Origin of the sequence: Microbacterium pygmaeum (assembly GCF_900100885.1) — a bacterium.
In the GTDB taxonomy this organism is placed as follows: domain Bacteria; phylum Actinomycetota; class Actinomycetes; order Actinomycetales; family Microbacteriaceae; genus Microbacterium; species Microbacterium pygmaeum.
The window spans coordinates 198776-211374 of the sequence record NZ_LT629692.1 but is presented as its reverse complement, the minus strand read 5'-3'; the positions used below and the strand labels follow the sequence as shown (position 1 = coordinate 211374).

Sequence of the window (12599 nt, the reverse complement as noted above, 5' to 3'; positions counted from 1 at the left end):
TCGGGTGGTGCAGGTCGGAACTCAGCGGTCAGCGCTGTGGAGGATCTTGTGCTGTCCGTGTTCGAAGTAGCGCGAGACATCCGGGTCGATGGGCGGAATGTCCTGAGGCGCGGAGCCGTCGCGGAGCGAGTGCGTCGCGGAAACGCCCACCGCGACGGCCTGACGGCCGCCGACGACCGAGGTGACCGGCGCGGCACCCGATGCGACGAACCGGAGGAACTCGTCGACGCAGTCGTGGTCGGCCGAGTCGTGACCGAAACCGGCTCCGGTGAACGCGTACTCGGCGTCGCCCGTCGGGTTGTACCCGGAGCGCTGCTTCCAGACCCTGACGACACCATCGCCGCTGTCGCCGAAATTCTCCGCTCGGCCTTCGGTGCCGATGACGGTGAAGTTGCGCCAGTAGTCGGGAGTGAAGTGACACTGCTGGTAGCTCGCCATCGCCCCGGACTCGAGCCGCATCAGAACCATCGACAGGTCTTCGACGTCGACGACGGGATTCAGGCCGGTCTGCGCGAGCGGCGGCCAGTTGTCGAGTGAGAACCACTCCTTCATCCGCTCCCCCGCCCTGTCCCGTCGGTCGGCGATGCGACCGTAGACGAGAAGGTCGCCCATCCCGACGACGCGATCGGTATACGAGTCAGCGAGCCAGTGCATGAAGTCGATGTCGTGCGCGGCCTTCTGCAGCAGCAGTCCGGTCGATCGGGCGCGGTCGGCATGCCAGTCCTTGAAGTAGTAGTCCCCGCCGTGCCCGACGAAGTGCCGGCACCAGATTCCTCGTACCTCGCCGATCTCGCCGCTGCTGATGACGTCTTTCATCACGCGTGCCATCGGGGTGTGGCGCATATTGTGGCCGACGTAGATCCGCGTGCCGGTTCGCGCTGCGGTGTCCAGGATGGCGTCGGCGTCCACGACGGTGGTCGCGATCGGCTTCTCGAGGTAGATCGGGATGCCCCGTTCGAGCAGGTCGATCGCGATGGCGGCGTGAGTGTCATCGGGCGTGGCGACGATGACAGCGTCGACATCGGCGCTGCTCAGATCGTAGTGGTCGGTCAGAATCGCGACCGACTCGCCGAAGTCGGCGCGAGCATCCCTCCGGCACCGTTCCGAGTGCTCCACGATGCCGATGAGCGACGCCGGCGTCGAAACGTTCTCGGCCCATCGTGCGAGGTCGCGACCCCGAACCCCGTAGCCGATAACGGCTACGCGGAGCGGCGCCTTTTCCTCGGGGATGGGCGAAGCCACCATTTCGTTCTCCCTGCGCTCAATTGACGTTTACTGCACGCTTTACGCCATGTTGAAGCACAAACGAGCACACTGTCAACAATTTTATGCAAAAGTGTGCAAACTTCGCCGTGCTGGGCGATGCGAAGGGCGTCAGGCGCAGATGACGCGTACGCCGGCAGAGCGGAAGCGGTCGACAAGCTCTGATGAAGCCTCGTCATCTGTCACGAGAACGTCGACTGCGTCGATGCCGCAGATCCGCGAGAACGACCGCATTCCGAGCTTCGTGCGGTCGGCGACGACGACGACGGTGCGCGCCCGCTCGACCATGAGGCTGTTGATGATCGACTCATCCTCGTTGTGCCCGGTCAGTCCGTGGACGGGGTCGACCGCGTCCACGCCCACGATCGCGATGTCCACGTGGACCTGTTCCAGAACGTGACGGGCGTATGGGCCGATCAGCTCGTAGGAATGCGGATGCGGCACACCGCCGGTGGAGACGATCTTGATGTTGGTTCGTACGGCGAGCTCGCTCGCGATGTTCAGGGCATTGGTGACGATGGTCAGGCTGCGTCCGTAGAGGTCAGGCTCACCCGCCCGGGCCGCCAGAGCCCGGGCGACCTCGGTCGTCGTGGTGCCGCCGTTGATGCCCACGACAGAACCGTCAGCGACCAACTCTGCCGCCGCGGCGGCGATCCGCTGCTTCTCGGACGCCTGACGCGAGGACTTGTAGCGAAGCGGCAGGTCGTAGGACACGGAATGGGACACCGCCCCGCCCCGGGTTCGGACCACCATCTGCTGCTGGGCGAGCTCGTCCAGATCGCGGCGGATCGTCGCCGCAGAGACGTCCAACGTCTCGGCGAGGGATTCCACCTGAACCGAGCCGTCGGCGGCGATCGTCTCGAGGATGCGCCCCCAGCGGTCTGTGCGGTTCACTCGTATCCCCTCGTGTCCCTTTCAGCATAGAGCGCAAGCTGTGCACGTACGAGGATGTTTTGCCGCCCTGTTTGCACATATCTGCACGGAATATTGACTTTACGCGCAACTTCCTGCATCGTGTGGGTACGTTCTACGAAAGGAACCGATCATCAGTTACGTCGCTGCAGAAATCGCGAGCCAGCCCGACAGCTGGTGGCGCGCGACCGATCTGGCATCACGATTCCGTGATCTTCCCATGCGCGGGGAGCGCGTCGCCGTGATCGGCTGCGGCACCTCCTGGTTCGTCGCTCAGTCCTACGCGTGGCTTCGCGAGAACAGCGGCGCCGGCATCACCGACGCTTTCGCGGCGAGCGAGCATGCGCTGGCGATGCGCGACTACGACGCCGTGCTCGTCATCAGTCGGTCCGGGACGACCACCGAGATCCTCGACCTGGTCGAGTCGCTTCGCTCGAGCAGCCCCCGCGTGATGGCACTGACCGCAGATCGCGATGCAGCGCTGGCTTCCCTGGTTCCCCACGCGGTGACCTTGGACTGGGCGGACGAGCAGTCCGTCGTGCAGACACGATTCGCGACAACCGCGCTCATGGCACTGCGTTCGTCACTGGGCGAAGACGTGTCCGACGTCATCGATGCAGCCCGCGCTGCCGTTGATGAGCCGCTGGACCCGCAGCTTCGGGCATCCGATCAATTCACCTTCATCGGCCGCGGATGGAGCGTCGGCATCGCGAACGAGGCCGCGCTCAAGCTCCGCGAAGCATCGCAGCTGTGGACGGAGTCGTATCCCGCGTTGGAGTACCGCCATGGGCCCATCAGCATCGCGCAGCCCGGCCGCGTCGTCTGGTCGCTCGGCAGCGCGCCCTCGGGTCTGGCCGAGGACGTTGCGAACACTGGTGCGCTGTTCGTCGAAACGCTCAGCGATCCGCTCGTCGATCTTCTGCGCATCCAGCGCCTGGCCGTTGACCTCGCCTCTGATCGTGGGCTCGACCCCGACCACCCCCGCAGCCTGACGCGCGCGGTGACCCTGGCGACTCGCTGACCGATGCTCGAGGCAGTCCTGGCGGTCGACGTCGGCGGTACGCGCATCAAGGCGCACTGGCAGGATCCCGAGGGTCGGCTTCTGAGCGAGTGGGTCATACCGACTCCAGCGCGCGATGACCCATCGGACACCATCGACGCGATCGTCGACCTGGCCATCGATGGCGCCCGTCAGACGCCGGCGGGGATCCGTCCCGTCGCGATCGGTCTCGCCGTTCCAGGACTCGTCGATGAACGGACCGGCCTCGCGATCCACTCCGAGAACCTCGGCTGGCGGGATGTCGACCTCGCCGCGCGCTTTCGCGATCGGACGCAGCTTCCGGTCGCGATCAGTCAGGATGTCCGCGCCGGTGCCCGCGCCGAATCGTACTCCGGGTCGGCCCGAGGCGCCTCGTCGACGCTGTTCGTGCCGATCGGCACCGGGGTCGGCGCGGCGATCGTGCTCGACGGCGTCGTTCGCGCGGGGCCGAACAACCGCGCGGGCGAGATCGGCCACATCCCCGCCGGTGGGAGCACCCAACCGTGCATGTGCGGACGAAGCGGATGCCTGGAGTCGATCGCCTCCGCCTCAGCGATCCGGTCGCGCTACAACGCCCGAATCCGCGACGCCGACGCCCCGGTCGACGGCGCGGCGGAGGTCATCGCGCGCGCAGGGGCGGGCGACCGCGTCGCCGCAGAGGTCTGGGGCGACGCGATCGATGCGCTCGCAGCGTCGTTGAGTGCCGCGGACCAGATTCTCGACCTCGATCTCATCGTGATCGGCGGCGGACTGTCGCTTGCGGGCGAAACGCTGCTCGGGCCGCTTCGTCTGCACCTGGCGCAACGCGGATCGGCCTCCACCGCTGTCGTCGGTGCATTCCACCGCGACCTCGCGGGGGCTGTCGGGGCCGGGCTGCGCGCTTGGGAGCTGGCGAGGTGACCGACCGGCGGAGGGAAGTCATGCTCGGCGATGTCCTGCTCAGCGACGCGCGCATCGTCACGCCGGACGGCGTCATCGACCGCGGATGGCTCGCTGCGACCGAGGGTCGTATCGCCGCTGTGGGCGCCGGGGACGCTCCGCGCGGAGCCGAGTCGCTCGAGGGTGACTGGGTCCTCCCCGGTTTCATCGACCTTCACGTACACGGCGGCGGAGGTGCCGCCTTCACGGAGGGTGCGACCGCCGCGCGCACGGTGGTCGACGCACACCGTTCCGGCGGCACGACATCGATGCTTGCGAGCGTATCGTCCGCCTCCATCGAACGACTCGCCGCCCAATGTCGTGACCTGGTTCCGGTCTGCGAGTCCGGCGACATGGTCGGCATCCACCTCGAAGGGCCCTTCCTGTCAGCCGCGCATCGCGGTGCGCACGATGTCAGGTCGCTCCGCGAGCCCGACCTCGATGCTCTGAACGTGATCCTCGATGCGGCTCAGGGATGGATCCGCACAGTCACGCTTGCGCCCGAGTCGGCGGGCGCCGACGAGATGATCGCCCATCTGGATGACCGCGGGGTGGTGGTCGCCTTCGGTCACACCTCCGCGTCGGTCGAAGAGATGGTCGCCGCGCTGAGCGGTCGCCAGGGGTACATCACCCATCTCTTCAATGGCATGCCACCGATCCACCACCGTGCGCCCGGCGGTGCGGTCGCCGCGCTGATGGACCCGGACTGCGTCGTGGAGATCATCAACGACGGATTCCATGTGCATCCTGACATGGTCCGGTGGGTCTTCTCCCAGGCTCGCGATCGCGTCCTCCTGGTGACGGACGCCATGGCCGCGGCCGGGCTGGGCGACGGCGACTTCGTGTTGCAGGGCTCCACGATCGAAGTGCGCGACGGTCGCGCCTGGTCGCCGGGCGCGCACTCCCTCGCTGGGAGCTCGATCACCATGACCGACGCCGTCCGCCGAGCCGTGCAGATCGGCATCCCCATCACCGAGGCCAGCGCCGCGGCATCGCGGCTGCCCGCCCAGGTGCTGGGGATCGACGGAGACGTCGGCTCGATCCAGATCGGCCGACGCGCGGATCTGGTCGTCCTCGGCGCTGATCTCCTCCTCGAGCGCGTCTACCGCGCGGGCCGACTGGTCGGCTGACACCGTGCTCACGATCACGCTCAACGCTGCGCTGGATGTCACCTACGAGGTCGCCGCACTGCAGCGCGGGGAGAGTCACGTCGTGCAGAAGGCGACCGCGCAGGCCGGTGGCAAAGGCATCAACGTCGCTCGTGTGGTCTGCAGCCTCGGTCGCACCGCGACCATCACCGGGCTGATCGCAGGGACGACGGGCGCCGCGATCCGCGATGACCTTCGTCGCTGCGGACTGTCCGAGGACCTGGTCGACGTCGGCGGCGAGTCACGGCGAACGATGAACGTCGTCGACGCGCACACCTCGACGATCTTCAACGAACGCGGTGACGCGCTCGTGGTCGGTTGGGACGTGGCACAGGAACGGATGCTGCGCCTCGCCCGGTCGCACCGTGTCGTCGTCGCGTCGGGTTCGGTGCCCGCAGGCGTGCCGGTCGATGTGTACGCCCGCATCGTCCGGGCTGTCCACGATGCGGGCGGCGTGGTCATCGTCGACGCGACGGGCGACGCGCTGCTGGAGGCGGCACGCGGGGGCGCGGACATTCTCAAGCCGAACGCGCAGGAACTGCTGGCCGCAACCGGCCGGTCGAACATCGACGACGGGATCGCCGACTTGATCGATCTGGGTGCGGGTGGCATCGCCGCATCGCTCGGCGCCGACGGCATCCGATTCCAGTCTCGCGATCGGGTTCTTCACGCCCGCCCGCACAGCGACGTACACGGCAATCCCACCGGCGCGGGTGATGCCGCTGTCGCTGCACTCGCGATCGGGCTCGAAGAGCAGTGGCCGCTCTACGAGTCGGTGCGGCATGCCGTGGCGCTCTCCGCGGCCGCCGTCGCGCATCCGCTCGCCGGCCACGTTGACCACGACCTCTATTCCCGCTCTCTGCCCGCCGTGACCATCGAGGAGCTGACCGCATGACACTCGTCTCGACGAGATCGCTGCTGACCGAAGCGGCGAATGCCGGCGAGGGGATCGCGGCCTTCAACATCATCACGCTGGAGCAGCTCGAGGCGGTGCTGCATGCCGCCGCCGATGCCGACCGACCGGTCATCGTTCAGGTGAGCGAGAACGCGATCCAGTTCCACCTCGGCGATCCCGCGCCGATCCTGCGCGCCGCGACGGCCGCGATCGGGTCATCTCCTGCACGCGCGTCGCTGCACCTCGACCACTCGATGTCACTCGAACTGTGCAAAGCGGCGGCGCGCGAGGGCGCGTCCTCTGTCATGTTCGACGCGTCACACCTGGACTTCCGCGACAACGTCGCCGCCACGCGCGAAGCCGTGCTGTGGGCAGAAGGCGAAGGCATCCTGCTCGAGGCGGAACTGGGCGCCATCGGGGGCAAGGGCGGGGCGCATGCGCCGGGGATCCGCACTGATCCCGGTGAGGCCCGAACGTTCGTCGAAGACACCGGGGCGCACGCCCTCGCCATCGCGGTCGGCAGTGTCCACGCACAGCAGGAGCGGACCACCCGGCTCGACCGGGATGTGATCGAGGCGGTCCGTGCGCTCGTGGACGTCCCGCTGGTGCTGCACGGTTCATCGGGGGTCCCGGACGACGAGCTGGCCGCCGCGGTGCGCAGCGGCATCACGAAGGTCAACATCGGTACCGCGCTCAACGTGGCCTTCACCGGGAGGCTGCGCGAGCATCTGGTCTCGCACGAGGGACAGTCCGACCCGCGCCCAGGTCTGCTGGCCGCCCGCGAGGCGCTCGCGCAGATCGTCGCGCACCTGCTCGACGTCGTGCGGTCCAGTTCGCAGAGCGTCGGGGCGCGGCGGTGAAGCGGGATTCCGACGCACCACTGTCCGGCCGCGATCTGCGGGGGATCGAGGGTCTGGCCGAACTCGTGCGACCGGATCCCTTCTCCTCGCTCGCGGCCGATCGCATTCCCGGCGCACTGTCCGATGTGCTGGGCGTTCCGGACCTCACCGTGCCGGTCGCCGTGACCGAAGGGGAGACCTGGACTCGTGACGGGGTCGATGGCGTCCACCTCCGCTGGAACGTCGGGTTCGGCCCCGACACCGACGCGTGGCTGCTGCGACCGGCCGGCGACGCGTCGACCCTCCCCGGCGCGCTCGCGATGCACTGCCACAGCGATGTGAAGTTCTACGGCAAGGAGAAGATCGCCGATGGTCCCGGTGAAGTCGCGCCGGCGGTTCGCGTCCTGCGTTCCGAGGCCTACGGAGACCGAGCCTGGACGAATGAGCTGGCCCGCTCGGGGATGGCCGTCCTGGTCCACGATGTCTTCGGCTGGGGGAGCCGCCGGGCATCGGTCGACACGATGCCGCAACGCAGCGAGCGATACGCCCGACTGAGACTGGCCGAGGCCGCCGCCCGAGGCGACGAGCTGGGCGAGTCTGCTGCGTATGAGATCCATGCCGCGCCCCACGAGGACGCGATGGCCAAGACCCTCGGGCTGCTCGGAACGTCGTGGGGTGGGGTCGTCGTCCGGGAGGACCTGCTCGCGATCGACGTGCTTGCGGGCAGGCCCGGTGTCGCGGCCGGAGGCGTCACGGTGCTGGGAATGTCGGGCGGAGGCGCCCGCGCCGCCCTGGCGTCCGCGTTGAGTGACAACGTCCGGGCGGTCGGGATCATGTCGATGATGTCCACCTTCGATGCCATGGTGGACGGCTACGTCCACGAGCACACGTGGATGATGCTGAACCCCCACATCGGACGCGCCGGCGAATGGCCCGACATCGCGGCCGCGCGGGCGCCGCGACCGCTGTTCGTCGGCTACGCCACCGCCGACGACCTGTTCTCGGTCGCGGGCATGCGCGCCGCGGACACGCGCCTGCGCGAGCGCTACCGAGATGCCGGGGCGGAGGGCTCTTATCGCGCGTGCTGGGTGGACGCGCCCCATTCGTTCGGAACCGAGATGCAGGACGCCTTCCTCGCATGGCATCGCGACGTCATCGCGGCCCTCTGAACCCGGCCAGCGCGCTTGCCACGGCGACGCCGACCAGACCCATCGCGACCACGGTTGCCGGGACGAGGCCGCCCGCTTCGATCGCGAAGCCGACGGCAGCGCTCGAGATGCCGACTCCGGCGGCGGATGCCGTGTTGATCCAGGTCAGACCCTGGGTGAGCACGCGTCGCTCGATACTGGCCTCGACGATCTGCGACGAGGTCGCGACCAGTGGAGCGATCGCGATCCCACCGATGAGGACCGCGACCGCGAGGCCGAGCAGCGAAGGCCAGAAGACCGCGAGCACCAGCGCGCTGAGCAGCACCGCGGCGGCTGTCAGCTGCACGGCCTGGGGCCGGAGCCGGCTGGCTGAGGCTCCGTAGACCAGTCCGCTCACCAGGCTCGCGACGCTCGTGGCGGCCAGGACGAAACCGGCGATGGCGGGGATCCCGTTGCCGGTCGCCGTCGCCGTGACGAGGATCGGTGCGGCGCCGAAGAAGCATCCGAGACCGAGGTTGACGCCGACCGCCGCCAGGAACGCGGGTGAGCGCAGGCCGTTGGTCCGGCTGTGTGGTCGGATTTCGCTGCGAGGCGACCGCGCCGCTGGTGACGGGGCGGTCGCGGTCTGCGCCGCGAGCACGAGGCAGCCCACGACGAGCAGCACAGCCGCCACGGCCGAGCCCGCCCAGGGTGCGACCAGTCCGCTCAGCACCGTCACAACCGGTGGACCGATGATGAACACCGCGTCGTTCACCGCTGCCTCGAGCGAGAACGCGACCCGAAGGTCGCTGCGCTCCGGGAGGATGTGCACCCAGCGCGCGCCGGCGAGCGCTCCGGGCTGCGCGACGGTCGCACCGGCGAAGACGGCTGCCGGCACCGACAGGGCGAGGCTCCCACTCGCTGCGGCGAACATCGTGAGGACGATCGCCATCAGGTGCGCGCCCGCGACAGCAGGGAGGATCCGGCCTTGACCGAACCTGTCGATCAGTCTGCCGACCTGTGGTCCCGCGATCGCCTCGGCGGTCGCGAACACACCGGTCACCGCACCCGCGAAGGCGTAGGACCCGGTGAAGCCATGGACCGAGAACAGCATGCCGATCCCGGTCGCCGCCACACCCAGCCGGGCGACGATCGCAGGGACGAAGAACCCGACCGCGCCCGGGAGACGCAATATCCGTCGGTAGGCAGTGAACCCCTGCGGGCCACGGTCGCCGGGCCACGAGGGATCAAGACGGTCATCGTTGCGCGAGCCTGCCATCAGCGGGCGCCTCCACGGAGACCAGCCGCGTCGGCAGACAAGTCGGCCTGAACTTCGACGTGGGCAGCCTGATTCCGCTGTTACACACCAAGGTGCAACTCCCACGGTAGCATTCCCAGCCCCTGATTGGTATGACCCATAAGGTATGAGTATGACCAATCGTCCCATCTCGTCGACCGGCTCTGCAGACGCCGTGGATCAGGTTCGTCTGCGCTCAGTGCGATTGCCCCTCCGCGTCCCCGTGAGCGACGCGAAGGTCTTGAGCGGGCGGCAGCGGCCGATGACGGAAGTCGCGCTGCTGTTCGCCGAGGTGCTTACCACCGACGGCGCCGCCGGAATGGGATTCAGCTACTCCAAGCGAGCCGGCGGCGATGCGCAGTTCGCCCATGCCCACGAGATCGCACCTCTCCTGATCGGGCTCGACGCCAACGACATCCAGCGCAACATGCTCCAGCTCGTCTGGGCGGGCGCCTCCGTGGGTCGCAGCGGCATCGCAACGCAGGCGATCGCCGCGATCGACAACGCGCTGTGGGATTTGAAGGCCAAGCGATCACGGCTGTCGCTCGCCAGATTCATCGGCTCGCACCACGACGCCGTCCGCTGCTACAACACGTCAGGCGGGTTCCTGCACACTCCGATCGGCGCCGTCATCGACAACGCGCTCGCCGCCGTCGAGGGTGGCATCGGAGGAATCAAGGTGAAGGTCGGTCATCCGGACGCGCGCCAGGATCTCGACCGCGTGCGGGCCGTGCGGGATGCGCTCGGCGCGCACGTGCCGCTCATGGTCGATGCGAATCAGCAGTGGGACCGGCCGACCGCGCTCAGAATGGGCCGCGCACTCGAAGAATTCGATCTGGTGTGGATCGAGGAGCCCCTGGATGCCTACGACGTCAGTGGGCACGCCGAGCTCGCGCGCGCCCTGGACACTCCTGTCGCGACGGGGGAGATGCTCACCAGTGTGCGTGAGCACCGGGATTTCATCGACGCCGGAGCGGCCGACATCATCCAGCCGGACGCGCCGCGCGTGGGTGGCACGACCCAGTTCCTCCGCCTGCTCGCGCTGGCTGACGAGGCCGGCGTGGGGGTGGCTCCGCACTTCGCGATGGAGCTTCACATCCACCTCGCCGCCACGCACGCCAGCGAACCGTGGGTCGAGCACTTCGATTGGCTGGAGCCGCTGTTCAACGAGACCGTCGAGGTCACGAACGGCAGAATGATCGTGCCGACAGGGCCCGGAATCGGCCTCACCCTGAGTGAACGCTCTGACGCGTGGACTGTGGCGGACGAGGTGATCCGGTGAGCTTCCACGGGGGTGCTGAGCAGGCCCGGGCCTCGGATCGGGTTGCAGAGGAACTGCTGCTTCTCATCCGACGTGACCGGATCTCGCCAGGTTCACGTCTCGCGCCCGAGACCCGGCTGGCCGTCGAGTTCGGAGTGAGCCGCACGGTCATCCGCGAGGCGATTTCGCGTCTGAGAGCAAGGGGAGTGCTGCGGTCCGAACAGGGGCGCGGCACGTTCGTCCTGACCATTCCGACCCGGGCCGGCGCCGCTTCCTGGCCAGTCGCTGGCACCGATGTCGCCGGGATGCTCGAGTTCCGAGCGTCGCTGGAGTCCGAATCGGCCGCACTGGCGGCTCGTCGGCGGTCGCCCCTCCACGTCCGTCGGCTGACAGCGATACTCGATGGCGCGGACCTGTCGAGTCCGGCCGCCGCTGTCGAGGCGGACTGGGAATTCCACCGAGAGATCGCCCGCACGACCGGCAACGGGTATTTCGTCGCCGCGCTCGAATCGCTCGGTCCCGGCTCGATCATGGTGCCTCCCGCTCGGCTCGGCGAAGACGACGCAGCGCTGGCCCGAGCATGGGAGGAGCATCGCGCCGTGATCAGGGCGATTGCGAACGGAGATGCGATGACCGCCGGCGCGGCGATGCGCGCGCATCTGCACAATTCGATGGACCGAGTGGATGTGCACCCTTGACCGGTGAGCTGCCGTCGATCGCCGCGCGGCGGGCCATGACGCGCGTCGGCCGCCCGTGCTGAATCCCTCCGCGGGGGACCCGAGGCACTTCGAATGGTCGCTGGCGCACACCGACACGATGTTCCCCGTCGAAACGGTCCGCGCGTCCGCGTCGCCGGCGGATCGGAGCGCAGCGGCTCCGGCGCTGCGCCCGCGGTATCGATTCGCCGGAGTGGAGCGGAGCATCGATGATCTCATCGAGCGCACGAACACCACGGCGATCGCCATCCTCCGCGACGGCGAGCTCGTGTATGAGGCCTACCCGGGCGCGTTCGCCGCGCCGGACGTGCGATTGCGCATGTACTCGGTGACGAAGGCCGTGACATCGGTCCTGATGGGTATCGCCCTCGATGAGGGTCTCGTAACCTCCGTCGCAGAGCGCGTGGTGACCTACCTGCCGGAATTCGCGCACACGTCCTTCCACGACGCGACCCTCTTCGATCTGCTCAACATGAGCAGTGGCAGCGCCTTCACGGAGGCGTTCGACGATCCCACGAGCGAGATCCATCGATGGCGAAGATCCGTAGCCGAAGCAGATCCGCGGCAGATGGCTCGGACGTTGCGCACCCAGCATCCGGCCGGCGTGAGCTTCAGCTACTCCTCGGTCGACTCCGCCGTGCTGGGCTGGGTGCTCGAGGCGGCGAGCGGGATGACGTTGGCGCAGCTGAACTCGCAGGTGCTGTGGCAGCCCATGGGTGCAGAGTCGAACGCCTACTACTACACCTCACACCTTCAACCTCGACAGCACTTGGCCGGTTCGGCCTTCTGCGCCACAGTTCGCGATATAGCCCGCTTCGGCGACCTCGTCCGGCGCGGCGGGGTGGCGAACGATCGCCGGATCGTATCGGAGGAGTGGATCGCGCGCTTCCACCGTCCCGAGCGGGATCATCTCCGGCGGGGGCGTTTAGGCCCGCACCTGGAGAACTACGCCTACAGCTACAAATGGTGGAGTTCGCGCCGTGCTCCCGGGGCGATCATGGCTCGCGGCATTCACGGTCAGTACGTCTATGTCAACGACGCGTCCGGTGTGGTGATCGCGCGGGCCGCGTCGTACGCGCGCCCGGAGGACGCCGCGCGGGACGAGGAAACCGAGGTCGCCTTCAACGAGTTCAGTCGCATGCTCGCTGCGTGAGGTGGACTCTCCCGAGGGCGCCGGAGCCGCA

12 protein-coding genes are annotated in these 12599 nt (G+C 68.2%); 9 read left to right on the top strand and 3 right to left on the bottom strand.

Features of this window, described 5'->3' with window-relative positions; genetic code table 11:
* Window positions 1-21: 21 nt before the first annotated feature.
* On the bottom strand, window positions 22-1245 hold the full coding sequence (locus tag BLT19_RS00960; RefSeq protein ID WP_091485082.1) for a Gfo/Idh/MocA family protein: 1224 nt from the start codon (window positions 1243-1245) through the stop codon (window positions 22-24).
* 129 nt (window positions 1246-1374) lie between these two features.
* A complete protein-coding gene (locus tag BLT19_RS00955; protein ID WP_091485079.1) occupies window positions 1375-2157 on the bottom strand; it encodes a DeoR/GlpR family DNA-binding transcription regulator in 783 nt (260 codons plus the stop codon).
* Window positions 2158-2395: 238 nt separating this feature from the next.
* Here BLT19_RS00955 and BLT19_RS00950 point away from each other — a divergent pair, with 238 nt between their 5' ends.
* Genes BLT19_RS00950 through BLT19_RS00925 form a run of 6 tightly spaced genes read left to right on the top strand, consistent with a single transcriptional unit; the run spans window position 2396 to window position 8183 of the window.
* A complete protein-coding gene (locus tag BLT19_RS00950; RefSeq protein WP_091485076.1) occupies window positions 2396-3196 on the top strand; it encodes an SIS domain-containing protein in 801 nt (266 codons plus the stop codon).
* Between the two features lie 3 nt (window positions 3197-3199).
* Window positions 3200-4114: an ROK family protein gene (locus BLT19_RS00945; protein WP_091485073.1), complete on the top strand. Its 915-nt coding sequence runs from the start codon at window positions 3200-3202 to the stop codon at window positions 4112-4114.
* Between the two features lie 20 nt (window positions 4115-4134).
* Window positions 4135-5262 (top strand): N-acetylglucosamine-6-phosphate deacetylase, encoded by a 1128-nt coding sequence (nagA, locus tag BLT19_RS00940; protein WP_091485070.1) that lies wholly within the window; start codon window positions 4135-4137, stop codon window positions 5260-5262.
* A gap of 4 nt (window positions 5263-5266) precedes the next feature.
* The gene (locus BLT19_RS00935; protein ID WP_091485067.1) at window positions 5267-6175 is read left to right on the top strand and encodes a 1-phosphofructokinase family hexose kinase; all 909 of its coding nucleotides are present in this window, start codon (window positions 5267-5269) and stop codon (window positions 6173-6175) included.
* Complete coding sequence (locus tag BLT19_RS00930; RefSeq protein WP_091485065.1) at window positions 6172-7035, top strand: class II fructose-bisphosphate aldolase; 864 nt, start codon at window positions 6172-6174, stop codon at window positions 7033-7035. The genes BLT19_RS00935 and BLT19_RS00930 overlap by 4 nt, the downstream gene beginning before the upstream one ends.
* Window positions 7032-8183: a hypothetical protein gene (locus BLT19_RS00925; protein WP_091485064.1), complete on the top strand. Its 1152-nt coding sequence runs from the start codon at window positions 7032-7034 to the stop codon at window positions 8181-8183. The genes BLT19_RS00930 and BLT19_RS00925 overlap by 4 nt, the downstream gene beginning before the upstream one ends.
* On the opposite strand, the gene BLT19_RS00920 is transcribed toward BLT19_RS00925, so the two are convergent.
* Window positions 8167-9420, bottom strand: a complete 1254-nt coding sequence (locus tag BLT19_RS00920) for an MFS transporter (protein WP_091485063.1) — start codon at window positions 9418-9420, stop codon at window positions 8167-8169. The two genes, BLT19_RS00925 and BLT19_RS00920, sit on opposite strands and share 17 nt — an antisense overlap.
* Before the next feature lie 151 nt (window positions 9421-9571).
* On the opposite strand from BLT19_RS00920, the gene BLT19_RS00915 reads away from it, so the two are divergent.
* The 3 genes from BLT19_RS00915 to BLT19_RS00905 all read left to right on the top strand — a co-directional run bounded on the left by BLT19_RS00915 (window position 9572) and on the right by BLT19_RS00905 (window position 12568).
* Window positions 9572-10720 (top strand): L-talarate/galactarate dehydratase, encoded by a 1149-nt coding sequence (locus BLT19_RS00915; RefSeq protein ID WP_231917725.1) that lies wholly within the window; start codon window positions 9572-9574, stop codon window positions 10718-10720.
* On the top strand, window positions 10717-11397 hold the full coding sequence (locus BLT19_RS00910; RefSeq protein WP_172825570.1) for a FadR/GntR family transcriptional regulator: 681 nt from the start codon (window positions 10717-10719) through the stop codon (window positions 11395-11397). The genes BLT19_RS00915 and BLT19_RS00910 overlap by 4 nt, the downstream gene beginning before the upstream one ends.
* 118 nt (window positions 11398-11515) lie before the next feature.
* A complete protein-coding gene (locus tag BLT19_RS00905; protein WP_157681721.1) occupies window positions 11516-12568 on the top strand; it encodes a serine hydrolase domain-containing protein in 1053 nt (350 codons plus the stop codon).
* Window positions 12569-12599: the final 31 nt, after the last annotated feature.